Here is a 16,704-nt window from a genome sequence, read left to right as displayed (position 1 = left end):
CCGTTCCAGCCAAAACAATCATGCCGGGGCGAATGATTGCGAATTACCCACACTCGCCCAGCGCGGCGTGGATTACGGGTGACACTGACAGGGCTGGCGCCACTTTAGTCCGGCAGGTTTTCGCCGATCCGCATGATTTCCCACTGCAGGGTAATGCCGGAATTCTCCAGCACCTTGCGACGCACCTCTTCTCCCAACGCCTCCAGATCGGCGGCGGTGGCATCCCCGGTATTGATCAGGAAATTCGGGTGTTTCTCGCTCATCTGCGCACCGCCAAGGCGGGCACCGCGTAGACCGGCATCCTCGATCACTTTCCAGGCTTTTAGATCGTGCACATCCCCCGCCTGCCCGGTCGAGGAAAACCCCGCCGGATTGCGAAAGGTGGAGCCAGCCGAACGATCCTTGACCGGCTGTGTCTCATCGCGCTTCTTCAGTTGCTCTTCCATCCGGGCATGAAGCGCCTCGGGCGCGCCTTTTGGTGCCTTGAAGGTCGCCGAGACCAGAACCCCGCCTTCGGGGAAAGTGGTCTGGCGATAGGCAAAATTCAGGTCTTCCGGACCAAGTATCTGCAGCTCCCCTGCCCGCGTCACCACGGTGGCGGTGTGGAACACATCGGCGGTATAAGAGCCATAGCAGCCCGCGTTCATCCGCACCGCACCGCCGATGGAACCGGGGATGGTGCGCAGGAAGGTCAGATCCAGCCCCGCATCAGCCGCCTTGCGCGCCACATGGGCATCCAGCGCCGCCGCGCCTGCGGTCACGGCGTCGCCGTCGATTTCAATCTGGTTGAAGCCACGCCCCAGCCGGATCACCACCGCGCGGATACCCCCATCCCGCACGATCAGGTTCGAGCCGACGCCCATGGGAAAGACCTCGACATCCGCTGGCAGGGCCCGCAGGAAGTCCTGAAGATCATCACGATCAGCAGGCTGAAACAACACATCCGCAGGCCCGCCCACACGCAGCCAGGTCAGCTCCGACAGGCTGCGCCCCTCGGTCAGGCGTCCACGCACGGCAGGAAGGGATTTAGTGATTTCGGTCATGATGTGCCACTCGTTCGGTTTCCTGCAGGGTTTAAGGCAAACCCGAATGGGAAGAAAGGACCGCCGAGCTCACGCATACCCCGCGTAGAACCCGCCATCAGCCGCGCAGGACCACCCGGCGCAGCCAGCGGCCCAGATAGACCACCGGATAGCGCAACACACTCATCCCTGCGGCCAGCACCGCCAGCCCCCACCATGGACCGTTTTCATAGGTGACATAGCCAAGGATCGGGATGCCGACGGCGATCAGTGCATAGGCGCGGCGCCAGTGATTGTCGCGGCTGGGTATCATGGCAAGGACATTGGCCGTCAGCGCCCAAAGCGCGGCAAGGATCAGGGACAGGCTCACAACATACCTCCCACGGCTGTAATCAGGGCGATGGTGGACAGAACAAGCCCCACAATCGGCACCGTCATCGGCACCTGAAAGGGCGCGCCAGGCGCGTGGCGTTTCTGCAAGATCAGCGCGAGGTTCACCAACACAAAGACCGAGAGCAACACCGAGGACGTGACCTCGGCCAGCCGATCCACCGAGAAGAACAGGGCCGTCAGGATCACCGCCGCACCCAATACCAGCGTGGCCAGCACCGGCGTTCCGAACCGGGGGTGGGCGTGATGGAACAGGGCCAGCGCCGGACTGCGTTTACCCAATCCGAACAGCACCCGCGAGGCCATGACGATCTGCGCCAGGATCCCATTTAGCGCAGCAAAGACCGCGATATAGGACAGGAAATCGGGGTTCGATCCGCGCGCTGTCTGCCAGACCAGTGCCAGCGGGCTGCTGGATTGCGAAAGGTCGGCCACTGGGACAGTACGAACCGCAGCCCAGCAGACCAGCGCATAGATGATCGATGTGATGGTCAGCGACAAAAGGATCGCCTTCGGCATGGTGCGGGTCGGTTCCGAGACCTCCTCGGCCATGTTGACGATGTCTTCAAACCCGATGAAGGCAAAGAAGGCCAGAACCGCACCAAGGCCAAGGCCCGCCCAGACGGTAATGCCCGGCAGGTCCTGCGGCAGGGCCCAATCCGGCGACACATCGCCCGTACCCCCGGCCCAGATCACCAGCGCCAGCCCGGTCAGCTCAATCGCGGTAAAAACCGCCGCCAACGACAGGCTTTCCAGAACGCCAATCACGGCCACCGCCACCAGCGCCAACCCCATGGCGATGATCGCAAGGGTTCCATTCACGCCGGTTGCCGCCGTCAGATACCCGGCGCCGCCGCGTAGCACCGCGCCGGCAGAGACAGTTCCGGCCACAACCACGGCCAGCCCCACCAGCAAGGCAAGGGACTGCGATCCGAAGCCCTGCCCGACAAAGGCAGCCTCTCCGGCAGCTTCGGGCAGGCGTGAGGAAAACTCCGCATAGCTGAGCGCAGTGGGCGCGGCGATCAGCCCTGCCAAAACAAAGGATAGCGGCGCCCAGATCCCGGCGTCGGCGACAACCGCTCCGACCAGCACATAGATCCCGGCCCCGACCATGACGCCGACGCCGTAGGCGGTCAGAAGACCAAGGCCAATACGGCGTTTCAGCGGCTCAGCCATGGCAGTGTCCTTTCGCGGGGGCTATTGGCTTTTGCTTAGCCGCTCAGGCAGCCCGTTGGCCCAGGCGCTGATAGTACCTGCGCCGAGGCAGACGACCATGTCACCGGGGCGCGCCTGTTCACGCACCAAACGCTCCAGATCGTCCTCGTTCAGCAGCGCGCGGGCGTGGCGATGGCCATGACGGATCAGCCCCGCCACCAGATCGTCGCGGCTGGCGCCCTCAATCGGGTCCTCACCGGCGGCAAAGACCTCGGCGATGGCGACCACATCGGCATCGTTGAAGCAGGCGCAGAAATCATCAAACAGGGAAGACAGGCGTGAATAGCGGTGCGGTTGATGCACGGCGATGACACGAGCATTGCTATCAGCGCCAACGGCCTGACGCGCGGCCTTCAGCACGGCGGCGATTTCCACCGGGTGGTGGCCATAATCGTCGATCACGGTAACACCGTTCACTTCGCCCACCTTGGTGAAACGGCGGTTGACCCCGCCGAATGCAGCCAGCGCAGCGCGGATTTCCTCGCCTTTCATGCCCAGATGGCGCGCCACGGCCACTGCCGACAGGGCGTTGGAGACATTGTGATCCCCCGGCATCGGCAGAGTGCAGCCTTCGATCTTCTGACCTTCCGCCTGCAATAGGATGTCGAAATGGGCAACGCCCGCCTTGTAGGTCAGGTTCACGGCACGAACATCCGCCTGTGCATTAAAACCATAGGTGACGACGCGGCGGTCGGTGATGCGCCCCACCAGCGCCTGCACCTCGGGGTGGTCGGTACAGCAGACCGCGACACCATAAAAAGGAATGTTCGAGACGAAGTTGTAAAACCCGTCGCGCAGGGTATCAAAGTCGCCCCAGTGCTCCATGTGTTCCGGGTCGATATTGGTCACCACCGCAATGGTGGCTGGCAGACGGTTGAAGGTGCCGTCGCTTTCGTCCGCCTCGACCACCATCCATTCGCCCTGCCCCATGCGGGCGTTCGATCCATAGGCGTGAATGATGCCGCCATTAACCACGGTGGGATCGAAATTCCCGGCCACCATCAGCTCGGCCATCATCGTGGTCGTGGTGGTTTTGCCATGGGTGCCGGCAATGGCGATGTTGGATTTCAACCGCATGAGCTCGGCCAGCATCTCGGCCCGGCGCACGATGGGCAGCCCCCGGCGGCGCGCCTCGTCCAGTTCCGGGTTGCCCGGCTTGATCGCCGAGGAAATCACGACGACTTCGGCGTCTTCCAGATTCTCAGCCCGCTGACCTTCAAAAACCAGCGCACCAAGGCTCTCCAGCCGCTGGGTGATCTTTGACGACTTGAGGTCAGACCCCTGCACCACATAGCCAAGGTTGAGCAGCACCTCGGCGATGCCGGACATGCCGATGCCGCCGATGCCGACAAAATGGATCGGGCCAACATCTCCGGGCAATTTGGTTGCGGGCGTCATGGTCTATCCTTCCTCCGCCAGCTGTTCGACCAGCGCCACCAGACGATTGGTGGCATCGGGAACGCCGACACTTAATGCTGCTTGGGCCATCTGGGCGGCCGCGTCGGGGGCGCTCAGAACGGCAGAGATCTGCTCTGACAATGACTGAACGTCAAGGGCGCTTTCGGGGATCAGCACCGCCCCGCCCGCATCAACCAGCCCACGCGCATTAGCGCTCTGGTGGTCTCCCGCCGCGGCGGCGAATGGGATCAGGATCGACGGGCGGCCAATGACCGAGATATCGGCAACCGACGAGGCCCCGGAGCGCGAGATCACAAGCTGCGCCTCGCTCATCCGTGCGGGCACATCGTGAAAGAAAGGCTGAACATCGGCAGCAATGCCATGTTCGGCGTAGAAGGCGCTGACGCGTTCGCCATCCTCATCGCGCGCCTGATGGGCCACGCGCAGATGGCGACGGATCCCTTCGGGCAGGGCTGCAATCGCGCCGGGCACCACATCGGACAGGATGCGCGCGCCTTGGCTGCCGCCCATCACCAGCACCGACATCGGATAATCGCCCGGTGGAATATAGGCCGCGCCCGCGCGCTCCAGCACGGCGCGGCGCACCGGGTTGCCCACGTGCACGCCCGTGGCGCCCTCAGGCAATTCGGTCGGCCATACGCCGCAGGCCACCTGTGCCACGCGTTTGGCAAAAAGCTGATTGACCCGGCCCAGAATGCCGTTCTGTTCATGGATCATCCGGGGCAGCCCCAGCAGCGTCGCCGCGCCCAGCGCCGGGATCGACGGATAGCCGCCAAAGCCCACCACCGCGTCGGGGCGGTCACGCCGCATCTGCAGGGCCATGCTGGCAATGCCCCCGGCGATCTTCGGTCCTACCAGCGCCTTGGCCAATAGTCCGCCGCGGGCAAAGGTGGCCGAGGACACCTCGGTGATTTCCACCGTATGAGGAAAGCCGCCGGTATAGCGGGCGCCGCGCGCATCGGTCGACAGTTTCACCCGCCAGCCCTTGCGTAGCATCTCTTCGGCCAGGGCCTGCGCCGGGAACATGTGCCCCCCGGTGCCGCCTGCCGCCATCAATAGCAGTTTCTGTGTCATAAACCCGCGTCGTTTCGTACCTAATGCGTCAGCCGCGACCGCGGCCACGCAGATAATCTGCAATCTCACCCTGCGGGCGCGAACGGGTAAAGGCCAGCAGCATTCCCATGGCAATGCCCGTCGCGATCAGCGAAGAGCCACCATAGCTGACAAACGGCAGGGTCATGCCCTTGGCCGGCAACAGCCGCACCGCAACCCCCATGTTGATCATGGCCTGCACCCCGAACATGCAGACCAAGCCTGTCCCCGCGAGCCGCACGAAAGTATCGCGCTCGCGCATCAGACGGAACAGCGAGCGCACAACCACCGTGGCGTAAAGCCCGATCAGCACCGTGACCAGAACCAGCCCGTATTCCTCGGCAGCAACCGCGACGATGAAATCGGTATGGGCATCAGGCAGCGACCATTTCACCTGCCCCTCACCGACACCAACCCCAAACAGCCCGCCTTCGCGGATGGCGTTGGTGGCATAGCCCAGCTGGGTGGTGGGATCGATATCCGGGTTCAGAAAGCCGTCAATGCGGCGGGCAAAGTGTTCAGAGCTGGAATAGGCCAGCACACCGCCCATGACCACAACCGCTGCCATGCCAACCAAAAGCAGCATCGGCGCCCCTGCCACAAAATACATCACACCCCATCCGAACAACGTCAGCGAGGCCTGACCGAAATCGGGCTGCATCACCAGCATCAGCACCACGCTCATGCACAGGCCAAAGGAAATCAGCGTGCCCGGCGGTCCGTTGATCTGCTGGCTCGAAGCGATCATCCAGGCCGCAACCACCACGAACCCGGGCTTCAGGAATTCCGAGGGCTGTAGCGACGCAAAGCCCAGCGAATACCAGCGCACCGCGCCTTTGCCGAAATCGGTACCGAAAATGGGCAGCAGCGCCAGCGCCACAAATGCGAGAGCAAAGCCGACGATTGCTAGCCGCCGCACCAGCGTCGGAGACATCATCGAGGTCAGCACCATGGCCACCAAAGCCGCTCCGCCAAACACCGCTTGTCGTTGCACGTAGTGGAAATTGCCAAACCCGTTGCGCTCGGCCAGCGGCACCGAGGCGGCAAGCCCCAGAAGCAGGCCCAGCACGAACAGCATCAGGACGCAGGACATGGTCCATTTGTCCAAAGTCCGCCACCACTTGGGAAGAATAGGTTCACCTGATTGTACAGGAACCGCACCATAGACCATCTCAGTCATGGAAACACCGCCGCTCTTTGCCTCGTGATACGCCCCGTTTTTCGGGGTCTGTAGCACAACAGTAACGCGAAACGCGTGATCAGACCAGAGTCTTGATCCTGGCGCGGCAGGATTTTGCGCCCTCCCCCCGCCCTTGCGCGAGGCATCATTCCGTGGTCGATGCCCTCATGCAGGTAAACACCGTGATTCTTGGCGCCGGCGCCGCCGGTATGATGTGCGCAGCCCACAGTGGCGGTAGCACGCTGGTGGTGGATCACGCCAAGGCGCCCGGCGAAAAAATCCGTATCTCCGGCGGTGGGCGCTGCAACTTCACCAACCTTTACGCAGAACCGTCCAACTACCTCTCCGGCAATCCGCATTTCTGCAAATCCGCGATGGCGCGTTACACGCAATGGGATTTCATCTCGCTGGTCGACCGCCACGGTATCGCCTGGCACGAGAAAACCCTCGGGCAGCTCTTTTGCGACGGCTCAGCGAAACAGATCGTCTCAATGCTGACGACCGAGATGGCACAGGCCGGAGCTGACTTGTGGCTGCAGACCAGCGTCGGTGCCGTTGAGCAGACCGATGACGGTTTTGCTCTGACCCTGACCAAAGACGGCAAGGACCACCGCGTCACCTGCCGCAATCTGGTGCTGGCGACGGGCGGCAAATCCATCCCCAAGATGGGCGCCACCGGTCTGGCCTATGACATCGCCCGCCAGTTCGCCCTGCCGGTAACCGACACCCGTCCCGGTCTTGTCCCCTTCACCTTCCCCGAGGGACGCTTTTCCGCCCTGGCCGGTGTCTCCCTGCCCGCGCGCCTTTCCAACGCACGCGCCAGTTTCGACGAGGCGCTGCTCTTCACCCACCGCGGTCTTTCCGGCCCCGCGGTACTGCAGCTCTCCTCCTACTGGCACGAAGGAGAGGAGATCACAGTCAACCTCGCCCCCGAAAGCGATATCTTCGCGGCGCTACGCAGCCAGCGGCAGATCGCAGGCAAGCGAGCGATTGCCACCGAACTGGCCCGCTATCTGCCCGCCCGGCTGGTGGATTACCTGAAAGAGGCCCTCGCCCCCGGCTGCGACCTGACGGCCCGCCTCGCCGATCAATCCGACGCCGCCTTGCAAGCCCTCTGCGATCAGCTCAGCCAATGGCAGCTGACACCCGGCGGCACCGAAGGCTACCGCACCGCCGAGGTAACCCTGGGCGGCATCGACACCGATGCGCTCTCCTCAAAAAACATGCAGGCCAAATCCCGCCCCGGTCTCTACGCGATTGGCGAGGCGGTGGATGTGACCGGCTGGCTTGGCGGCTACAACTTCCAATGGGCCTGGGCCTCGGGCCATGCCGCAGGCACGGCCATCGCCGCCACCCGCTGATCGCCACCATTGATCGAGCGCCCGGAAATCCGCTTCGGAGCCGCCCTCGCCTGCGGCCCGGCAGTCAAACCCGTCGCAGGGGCGCCAGTCAAATTGCCGAGGGGCCCAGCCAGCGGCGGGGAGACGGCCATTTTGCTTGCGCCGCAAAGGCGGGTTTGGCAGGGCAGAAGCAGGACGAGGGTGGAACCGAAACGGATTTCCGCTTGGGTGAGCCCGAAGCCCTTAACCGTTTTCCAATCTGCGCGTGACCTCAGCGATGAAATCCTCACCGCGCTGCTCGAAGTTGTCATATTGATCGAAACTGGCCGCTGACGGGGCGAGCAAAACCGTATCGCCCGGCTCGGCCTCTGCCATCGCCTGCGCCACTGCCTCACCCATGGTGGTGCAGACCACAGCGTCCACATCCAACTGCATGGCAAAGGTCGCCGCCTCGCGGCCGATCACATAGGCCCGGCGCACCGAACCTGTGTGACCTTTCAGGGCCTCCAGCCCGCCATCCTTTTCCAGTCCGCCGCAGATCCAGCGGATATTGCCAAAGGCGCTCAGCGCCTTCACTGCGCTGTCCACATTGGTGGCCTTGCTGTCGTTGACGTAGCGCACCCCGCCCGCCTCAGCGATGGTCTGGCTGCGGTGCGGCAAACCCGGATAGCTCTCCAACCCGCCTTCGATCATCCGCGGCGCCAGCCCTAGCGCCCGCGCTGCGGCATAGGCGGCGCAGGCATTCTGATGGTTATGCGCCCCCGGCAAGCCCTGCATCGGGCGCAGATCGATCGAGGCCACCTGCCGCCCCTTGCGATATTCGCTGAGGAACCCTTTGCGGGCAAACACCTGCCAACCCGGCCCTGTCAGCTTCTGCGCTGCCGAGATGCGGATCACCCGGTCATCACTGGCGGCCTCGGACAGTTGTCCGGCCAGAAACAGCCCTTCATCCTCATCGACACCGACAATGGCACGATCGGGGCCGCCTTCTGCGAACAGGCGCCGCTTGGCCGCGAAATAGCCGCCCATACCGCCATGCCGGTCCAGATGATCCGGGCTGAGGTTGGTGAAGACCGCCACATCCGGGGTCAGCGCCCGCGCCAGTTCGGTCTGATAGCTGGACAGTTCCAGCACGATCACGCCGCCATTGCCCGGCGGGTCGATATCCAGAACCCCGCGGCCGATATTGCCCGCCATCTGGCTGTCGCGCCCCGCCTGCTCAAGAATATGCTGCAGCAGCGCCACGGTGGTGGATTTGCCGTTCGATCCAGTGATGGCCACCACCTTGGGCGGCTGATCGAACTTGTCCCATTCTCCCGTCGCGACTGAGCGGAAGAACAGCCCGATATCATTGTCCACTGGCACCCCGGCCATCAGGGCCGCGCGCACAACCGGGTTGGGCTTTGGGTAGAGATGCGGAATACCCGGGGACACGATCAGGCTGGCGATCCCGTCAAAGGCACCAGCCCGGCTCAGATCGGCGCAGGAGAACCCCTCTGCCTCGGCCCGTTCCCGCGCCTCCGGGTTGTCATCCCAGCAGATCGCCTCGGCGCCGCCAGCCCTGAGGGCCCGCGCCGTAGCAAGGCCGGAGCGCCCCAATCCAAGAACGGCGACCCGCGCCCCTTCAAACCCTCTGACCGGGATCATGCCCACCCTCATCCTTTGATCAAATTTCGGCGCAGAGTGCACCGCCATCACGGCCTTTGCAAGCCGCCGCAAACCACCCCCGCGCGCGCATTTTGCGCGCGCCACGCCCAACCCTGGCAGGCGGGCCTGGCCGCCGAAGGGGGCGGGAGAGCCCCCCGTGCCTAGCGCAAGGACACCCGCATAAAAAAGGAGGCCGCAGCCCCCTTTTCCTGTCTTCGGATCGCTGCCGCTCAGCGCACTTTCAGCGTTGCCAGACCAATCATCGCCAGGATCAGCGAGATGATCCAGAACCGGATCACGATGGTCGGCTCCGCCCAGCCCTTTTTCTCATAGTGGTGGTGAATCGGGGCCATCAGGAACACCCGGCGGCCGGTGCGCTTGAAATAGAGCACCTGAATGATCACGCTCAGCGCCTCGACCACAAAAAGCCCGCCAACGATGGCCAGCACCAGTTCATGCTTGGTGGCCACCGCGATAGCGCCCAGCGCGCCGCCCAAGGCCAATGAACCGGTATCCCCCATGAACACCGCTGCGGGCGGCGCATTGTACCAAAGAAAGCCAAGCCCGGCGCCGAACAGTGCCATGGTGAAGATAAAGATCTCGCCGGTGTCCTTGACGTAGTGAACGTCCAGATACTGGGAAAAGTCGGCCCTCCCCACGACATAGGCGATCACCCCCAGCGTCAGACCGGCGATCATCGCCGGCACAATCGCCAGACCATCCAGACCATCGGTCAGATTCACCGCATTGGCCGAGCCGACGATAACGCAGACGGTAAAGGGAATGTAGAACAGGCCCAGATTGATCAGCGTATCCTTGAACACCGGCATCGCCAGCTGGTTCTGCAGCTCTGCCCCGTGATAGGCCGAGGCCCAGACCGCCGCGACCACTGCGATCAGAATGCCAAGCCCCAGCCGCAGCTTGCCCGGCACACCAGCGGTGTTCTGTTTCGACACCTTGGCATAATCATCGGCAAAGCCAATCAGCGCAAAGGCCAGCGTCACGAACAGCACCAGCCAGACAAAGGGATTGTCCCAGCGCGCCCAGAGCAACGTCGAGGTCAGCAAGGCGCCGACGATCAGCAAACCGCCCATGGTCGGGGTCCCGGCCTTGGAGAAATGCCCTTCGGGTCCGTCGTCGCGGATCGGCTGCCCCTTGCCCTGCCGCTTGCGCAGCACATCGATCAGCGGCCTGCCGAACAGGAAGCCAAAGACCAGCGCCGTCATGAAGGCCCCTCCGGCCCGGAAGGTGATGTAGCGGAAGAGGTTGAAAAAATCACCGCCATCCGACAGCGCCGTCAGCCAATAAAGCATATCAGCCAGTCCTCACTTGGTAGAATTTGCATCAGAGTTCCGGCTGCCATGACCCAAATCGCGGATGCCGTCAACGATGGAGGCGAGCTTCATGCTGAGCGAGCCTTTGACCAGAACCACGTCGCCAGCCCCAATCTGCCCCGGAAGATCGGCCTTTGCTGCCGCGCTGTCTGCGTGCCAGCCGCCACGTTTTCCATCCGGCAAGGCCTCTGCCAGATGCTGCATCAGCGGCCCGATGCAATGGATCTGGTCAACTTGTGCGATGGCAGGATGGCGGGCAAGATCCGCATGCAGTGCGACCTCCTCCGGTCCCAGCTCTTTCATATCGCCAAGATAGGCAATCCTACGCCCGCCCTCTGCCACCGGGGTGGCCGCCAGCACGTCCAGCGCCGCCTTCACCGAGGTTGGATTGGCATTGTAACTGTCATCCAGCAGCAGAACCTGCCCCTGTGACAGCTCCACCATTTCGCGCGCGCCGCGCCCGGTCACCGGCGACCACAGTGCCAGACTGCGAATGGCCTCTGCCAGATCAACGCCCAGCGCATTGACGCAAAGCAGCGCCCCTAGCGCATTCATGGCAAAATGCGCGCCCAGTGACTGGATATGCAACTCGGCCTCAGCACCTAGGATCTCGGCCCTGGCCACGGTTTCCTCACCTGTCACCTGCGTTGCGAGCAGCCGCGCATCGGGTGCCCTTGCGCCAAACCATTGCGCCGAAACGCCCAGCTGTTCCGCCCGTTGCCGCAGGACCGGGGCCTCGTCGATATCGGCGTTGAGCACGGCGATACCGCCCGGCTCCAGCCCATCCAGAATGGCCGCCTTTTCACGAGCGATTCCGGCGACATCATCAAAGGCCTCCAGATGCACGGCGGCCACCGTGGTGATCATCGCCACATGCGGGCGGGCCTGCCGGGCCAGGGGCTCGATTTCACCCGGATGGTTCATGCCGATCTCGATGACCGCAAAATCCGTATCCTGTGGCATCCGCGCCAGAGTCAGCGGCACGCCCCAGTGGTTGTTATAGCTGGCGACGGCGGCATGGGTACGACCTTGATCCGACAGGATCCGCGCCAGCATTTCCTTGGTCGAGGTTTTCCCGACCGAGCCGGTCACTGCCACCACGCGCGCATTGGTGCGTTCGCGTCCGGCGCGGCCCAGCGCCTCCAGCCCCTTTTGCACATCCTCGACCAGCAGCAGCGGCGCGTCCTCGGGCAGGCCTTCGGGAATGCGTGAAACCAGCGCCGCGCCTGCGCCTGCCTTCAAGGCCTGCGCAACAAAATCATGGCCATCCCGCGCGGCCTTCAGCGCCACGAAGAGATCACCCGGCTGCAGGGTGCGCGTATCGATTGAGACGCCATTGATCTGCCAATCGCCGCGTGCCTCACCGCCGGTTGCAGCGGCGGCCTCGGCTGCGGTCCACAGCGGGGCGCTCATACGGTTTTCCCATCAAGTACGGCCACCGCCATGCTCGCCTGTTCCACATCATCAAAGGGCAGCACATCACTGCCGACAACCTGTCCGGTTTCGTGCCCCTTGCCGCAGATGAGCAGCGCATCACCCGGCTCCAGCATTGCAACGCCGCGCAGGATCGCCTCGGCGCGGTCGCCCACTTCAATCGCCTCTGGTGCGCCGCCTTTGACGGCAGCCCGGATCGCTGCGGGATCTTCGCTGCGCGGGTTGTCGTCGGTGACGATAACCACATCAGCATTGTCATGCGCCGCCTGCCCCATCAGAGGGCGCTTACCCGCGTCCCGGTCACCGCCGGCGCCGACGATGGCAACGAGACGGCCCAAAACATGCGGGCGCAGCGCCTTGATCGCGGTAGCGACTGCATCGGGCGTATGGGCATAATCCACAAAGACAGAGGCGCCGTTCTCACGGGTCGCCGCCAACTGCATCCGTCCGCGCACCGTCGTCAGCTCGTGCAGCGTTTCAAAAACGCGTTCGGGCTCTTCGCCGCTGGCGATCACCAGCCCACAGGCCATCAGCACGTTTTCCGCCTGAAAGCCGCCAATGAGGTTCAACCGGGCCATGAAAGGTCTGTCGTGCCACGAGAACCTTATGTCCTGCCCGGTGCCGTCATAGCGCTGCCCCACCAGCGAAAGATCGCCAAGGCCGCGCCCCACGGTAATCACCTCTTGTCCGCGTCCCGCCGCGATGGCGCGCATTTCGGCGCCCCGGGCATCGTCCATATTGATCACCGCGACGCCCTCGTCCGGCAGCACCCGGCGAAAGAGACCCGCTTTGGCTGCGAAATACTCTTCGAAGGTGTGGTGATAATCCAGATGATCCTGGGTGAAATTGGTAAAACCCGCTGCCGCCAGCTGCACCCCGTCAAGGCGCCGCTGATCCAGCCCGTGCGAAGACGCCTCCATCGCGGCATGGGTGACACCGGCCTTTGCCGCTGCCGCAAGGGCGCGGTGCAGAGTGATAGGCTCGGGCGTGGTGTGGGCCAGAGGGTAGCTCCAAGCGCCTTCGACCCCAGTGGTGCCAAGATTCACGGCCTCATGGCCCAGCGCCATCCAGATCTGCCGCACGAAGGTCGCAACCGACGTTTTGCCATTGGTGCCGGTCACCGCAACCATGGTCTGCGGCTGGGCGCCGAACCACAGGGCGGCGGTATAGGCCAGCACCTGCCGGGGATCCTCGACGACGATCAGCGCCGCGTGGCTTTCTGACAGGGGGCGGGCTGCAATCTCGGCCCCGGCGGCATCGGTCAGGATTGCCGCTGCGCCCTGCTGCAGGGCAGCGGGAATGAAATTGGCGCCATGCACCTGACTGCCGGGCAGAGCCGCAAAAAGCGCGCCATCGCCCACCCGGCGACTGTCGACCACCAGATCGGAAATCATCGGGTCCGCGCCGCCGCGGGCGGTCAGCCCCAGTTGGCTGAGGGGACGTGGGTCCGGTCTGTCTTGCGGGGTATTGCGGCTCATGAGGCGCCCTCACCTGAGTCAGTTAGAGGTGAGGGTTATATCAGCCACCTCGGTGGGTTCAACTTGCGGTCTCAGCCCCAGCAGAGGCGCGACCCGCTTGATCATCTCGGCGGCCACCGGCACAGCGGTCCAGCCTGCCGTGCGGCGCTCCTCGTCATAGGCGAAGACCGAGGGTTCATCCAACGTCACGACCAGCACGTATTTGGGATCCTGCGCCGGAAAGATCGAGGCGAAGGTGGCGATCACCTTGTCCTCGTAATAGCCGCCGCGCGGGCGTGGCTTGTCCGCGGTCCCGGTCTTGCCGCCCACCTGGTAGCCGGGCACCCGGGCAAAGCTGGCGGTGCCTTCGGTCACCACGCGGCGTAGCATGGTGCGGGCCGCCTTCGCTGCTTCTTCAGAAAGCACACGCTCACCGTGCTGAGCGCCCCGCTGTTTCAGAACCGTCGGGCTGACGTGATAGCCGCCATTGGCAATGGCGGCATAACCCGCCGCCAGATGCATCGGCGTGGTCGAAATTCCGTGACCATAGGAAATGGTCATCGCAGAAAGCTCGGACCAGTTCTTCGGGGTCAATGGCGTGCCGCCGCTGGCCTCGACGATCTCGAATGGTGTTGGCTCCAGCATGCCCAGCTCACCGAGGAAGCTTCTCTGCCGCTCGGCGCCAATCTGCTGCGCCAGCCGTGCGGTGCCGATATTCGAGGATTTCTCGATGATCTCGGTCACCGACAACTCGTTGCCGTAGTTGTGGAAATCCCGGATCGCGAATTTGCCCCAGCGCAGCGGCCCACGGGTGTCGATCACGGTCTCCGGTGTCACCAACCCTAGATCCATCGCCTGCGCTGCTGCGAAAATCTTGAAGGTCGAGCCAAGTTCATAAACGCCCTGCACCGCACGGTTGAACAGCGGGCTTACCGACGGGTCGAACCCCGAGGTGGGTGGACGCGGACGTTCGTTGGGATCGAAATCCGGCAGCGACACCACCGAAATCACCTCACCCGTGTGCACATCCATCAGGATCGAGGTGGCCCCCTTGGCGTTCATCAGCTTCATGCCGCCATCCAGCACCCGCTCGGCGGCAGCCTGGATGGTCAGATCCAGCGAGAGTTGCAGCGGCTTATCGCCATTACCGGGGTCACGCAGGTAATCGTCGAACTGCTTTTCTACCCCGGCCACACCGATCACCTCGGCTGCCGAAACGCCTTCCTTGCCGAAACCGGCGCCGCCCAGAACATGGGCTGCGACGCTGCCATTGGGGTAAAGCCGCATCTCGCGCGGGCCGAACAAGAGGCCGGGATCGCCGATATCATGCACCGCCTGCTTCTGTTCGGGACTGATTTTCTTCTTGATCCACAGGAACTTGCGTTTGCCAGTGAAATCTTCAACTAGATCTTCGCGGTCCAGATCCGGGAAAATTTCGGCCAGGCGCGTAGCGGCGCCCTCAGGGTCGATCATCTGCGGCGGCTGCGCGTAAAGAGAGTGCGTCTCGAAATTGGTCGCCAGAATACGGCCCTGCCGGTCGACGATATCGGCGCGCTGCGCAGCGATGGCGCTGCCTGCGGCGCTGGCTACCGGCTCGCTCGGCTCAGAGGTGGCCAGGACCCCCATCCGGCCGATCACTGCAGTATAGGCACATAGGAAAAACACCCCAAGCACCAGAAGCCGCCCCTCGGCACGCTGGCGCGATTTCGCCTGCATTTCTTCATGCCGCAGGCGGATGTTTTCTTCTTCGATCACATCCGGGTTCTGCCCGGTAGCGCGGGCGTTCAGAATACGGGCCAGAGGGCGCAGCGGCGTGCGGATCATGGCTGCTCTCCTGTACCGCGATCCCGGTTCAACCCGGAAACATCGACACCGTTTGCAATGCTAAAGTCCTGCTCAAGCGGGTACGACACCTCGTCCACGCGACCGAACTGATCGGGGCGCAGCGGCAGAAGGCCCAGCCGGTCAAAGTTCAGCTCAGCAAGACCGATCAGACGGTCGGGGCGGTTGAGATAGGCCCATTCCGCGCGCAGAACGCCCAGCCGCACCTGTGCGGCGCCGATCTCGCGTTGCAGATTGCGGGTTTCCTTCAGGACCTGCTGCGTGGCGTAGTTTTCGCGATAGGCCCAGAAGGCCAGACCAAAGACCGCCAGAGCGGTGACAGCGTATAAAAGCGTCTTCATTTCCGCGCCTCCTTTAGCTGTGGCATGCCCAGATCGCGGGCCGAGATCGGTGCAGGTGCCGCATCGGTTCGCCGCCCCACACGCAGGCGGGCCGAGCGAGAGCGCGGGTTTTCCGCCAATTCCTGATCATCCGGGCCGACCGCCTTGCGGGTGACAATTTCGAACTGCGCGGGCAGCTCTTCGATTTCGGGGGCATAACGGTTCGCACGCCCTGTCTTGCCAGCACGGTGCTGGAAAAACCTTTTGACCATGCGGTCCTCGACCGAATGGAAGGTGACCACTGCCAGAAGGCCTCCGGGTTTCAGCGCCCGTTCGGCGGCCAGAAGACCTTCGAACAGCTCGTCATATTCAGCGTTCACCGCAATGCGCAGCGCCTGAAAGCTGCGCGTCGCCGGGTGGGATTGTCCGGGTTTGGCGCGCGGCAGGCAGGATTCCACCAAGCTCGCCAGTTGCAACGTTGTGGTGATCGGCTCAACTTCGCGCGCCTTGACGATGGCGCGGGCGATCCGGCGACTGGCGCGTTCTTCGCCATAGTAGAACAGGATGTCGGCCAACTCGGCTTCGCTCAGCTCGGCAACCAGATCGGCGGCCGAGGGGCCTTCCTGCGACATGCGCATATCCAGTGGGCCGTCCTTCATGAAGGAAAAGCCGCGTTCGGCGAGATCGAGCTGCATCGAAGAAACACCAAGGTCCAGCACCACGCCATCCAGATCCTGCGCGTATTCATCCATACGGGAAAACACGCCCTGCTGCTGCACCAGCCGGTCGCCATACCCCCCCGCCCAAGACTTGGCCATTTCAAAGGCCAGCGGGTCGCGATCCACCGCGATCACCTGATCGGCGCCCGCCTCCAGCAAAGCGCGGGTATAGCCCCCGGCCCCAAATGTGCCATCAAGCCAACGCCCGGTCACCGGCGCCACTGCCTTTAACAGCGGGCGCAGCAAGACGGGGATATGAGGACCAGATGCGGATGTGTGCTCGGTCGTCATGC

General features: G+C 63.6%; 14 protein-coding genes. 1 reads left to right on the top strand and 13 read right to left on the bottom strand.

The annotated features are described in order from the left end of the window. Positions 1–104 precede the first annotated feature (104 nt). From murB to ftsW, 6 genes are all read right to left on the bottom strand, one after another. Entirely contained in the window at positions 105–1,043 is a 939-nt protein-coding gene (murB, locus tag JL2886_RS16860) for a UDP-N-acetylmuramate dehydrogenase (protein ID WP_065273052.1), read from the bottom strand. 97 nt (positions 1,044–1,140) lie between these two features. Then, positions 1,141–1,392, bottom strand: a complete 252-nt coding sequence (locus JL2886_RS16855) for a DUF2484 family protein (RefSeq protein WP_065273051.1) — start codon at positions 1,390–1,392, stop codon at positions 1,141–1,143. Then, on the bottom strand, positions 1,389–2,588 hold the full coding sequence (locus JL2886_RS16850) for an APC family permease (protein WP_065273050.1): 1,200 nt from the start codon (positions 2,586–2,588) through the stop codon (positions 1,389–1,391). Before JL2886_RS16850 ends, JL2886_RS16855 begins: the two co-directional genes overlap by 4 nt. Positions 2,589–2,609: 21 nt before the next feature. Beyond that, positions 2,610–4,025, bottom strand: a complete 1,416-nt coding sequence (gene murC, locus JL2886_RS16845; protein WP_065273049.1) for a UDP-N-acetylmuramate--L-alanine ligase — start codon at positions 4,023–4,025, stop codon at positions 2,610–2,612. A gap of 3 nt (positions 4,026–4,028) precedes the next feature. Continuing rightward, positions 4,029–5,120, bottom strand: coding sequence for a UDP-N-acetylglucosamine--N-acetylmuramyl-(pentapeptide) pyrophosphoryl-undecaprenol N-acetylglucosamine transferase (locus JL2886_RS16840; RefSeq protein WP_065273048.1), 1,092 nt, complete (start codon positions 5,118–5,120; stop codon positions 4,029–4,031). 28 nt (positions 5,121–5,148) lie between these two features. Next, the gene (ftsW, locus tag JL2886_RS16835) at positions 5,149–6,318 is read right to left on the bottom strand and encodes a putative lipid II flippase FtsW (protein WP_065273047.1); all 1,170 of its coding nucleotides are present in this window, start codon (positions 6,316–6,318) and stop codon (positions 5,149–5,151) included. Positions 6,319–6,485: 167 nt separating this feature from the next. Here ftsW and JL2886_RS16830 point away from each other — a divergent pair, with 167 nt between their 5' ends. Continuing rightward, complete coding sequence (locus JL2886_RS16830) at positions 6,486–7,679, top strand: NAD(P)/FAD-dependent oxidoreductase (protein WP_065273788.1); 1,194 nt, start codon at positions 6,486–6,488, stop codon at positions 7,677–7,679. A 222-nt stretch (positions 7,680–7,901) separates the two neighbouring features. Here JL2886_RS16830 and murD read toward each other — a convergent pair whose 3' ends face one another. The 7 genes from murD to rsmH all read right to left on the bottom strand — a co-directional run bounded on the left by murD (position 7,902) and on the right by rsmH (position 16,702). Next, positions 7,902–9,305: a UDP-N-acetylmuramoyl-L-alanine--D-glutamate ligase gene (gene murD, locus JL2886_RS16825; protein ID WP_065273046.1), complete on the bottom strand. Its 1,404-nt coding sequence runs from the start codon at positions 9,303–9,305 to the stop codon at positions 7,902–7,904. A 230-nt stretch (positions 9,306–9,535) separates the two neighbouring features. Beyond that, positions 9,536–10,618: a phospho-N-acetylmuramoyl-pentapeptide-transferase gene (mraY, locus tag JL2886_RS16820; RefSeq protein ID WP_065273045.1), complete on the bottom strand. Its 1,083-nt coding sequence runs from the start codon at positions 10,616–10,618 to the stop codon at positions 9,536–9,538. Positions 10,619–10,630: 12 nt separating this feature from the next. Beyond that, positions 10,631–12,052 carry a UDP-N-acetylmuramoyl-tripeptide--D-alanyl-D-alanine ligase gene (locus JL2886_RS16815; RefSeq protein ID WP_065273044.1) on the bottom strand — a complete coding sequence of 474 codons (1,422 nt, stop codon included), beginning with the start codon at positions 12,050–12,052 and terminating at the stop codon, positions 10,631–10,633. Then, positions 12,049–13,551 carry a UDP-N-acetylmuramoyl-L-alanyl-D-glutamate--2,6-diaminopimelate ligase gene (locus JL2886_RS16810; RefSeq protein WP_065273043.1) on the bottom strand — a complete coding sequence of 501 codons (1,503 nt, stop codon included), beginning with the start codon at positions 13,549–13,551 and terminating at the stop codon, positions 12,049–12,051. Before JL2886_RS16810 ends, JL2886_RS16815 begins: the two co-directional genes overlap by 4 nt. Positions 13,552–13,569: 18 nt before the next feature. After that, positions 13,570–15,354 carry a peptidoglycan D,D-transpeptidase FtsI family protein gene (locus JL2886_RS16805; protein ID WP_065273042.1) on the bottom strand — a complete coding sequence of 595 codons (1,785 nt, stop codon included), beginning with the start codon at positions 15,352–15,354 and terminating at the stop codon, positions 13,570–13,572. Beyond that, positions 15,351–15,713, bottom strand: coding sequence for a cell division protein FtsL (ftsL, locus tag JL2886_RS16800; RefSeq protein WP_065273041.1), 363 nt, complete (start codon positions 15,711–15,713; stop codon positions 15,351–15,353). Before ftsL ends, JL2886_RS16805 begins: the two co-directional genes overlap by 4 nt. Continuing rightward, the gene (gene rsmH / locus JL2886_RS16795; RefSeq protein ID WP_065273040.1) at positions 15,710–16,702 is read right to left on the bottom strand and encodes a 16S rRNA (cytosine(1402)-N(4))-methyltransferase RsmH; all 993 of its coding nucleotides are present in this window, start codon (positions 16,700–16,702) and stop codon (positions 15,710–15,712) included. The genes ftsL and rsmH overlap by 4 nt, the downstream gene beginning before the upstream one ends. Between the last annotated feature and the right edge of the window lie 2 nt (positions 16,703–16,704).

Source organism: Phaeobacter gallaeciensis (assembly GCF_001678945.1).
GTDB lineage: Bacteria > Pseudomonadota > Alphaproteobacteria > Rhodobacterales > Rhodobacteraceae > Phycobacter > Phycobacter gallaeciensis_A.
This window is presented reverse-complemented; position numbering and strand designations above follow the sequence as displayed.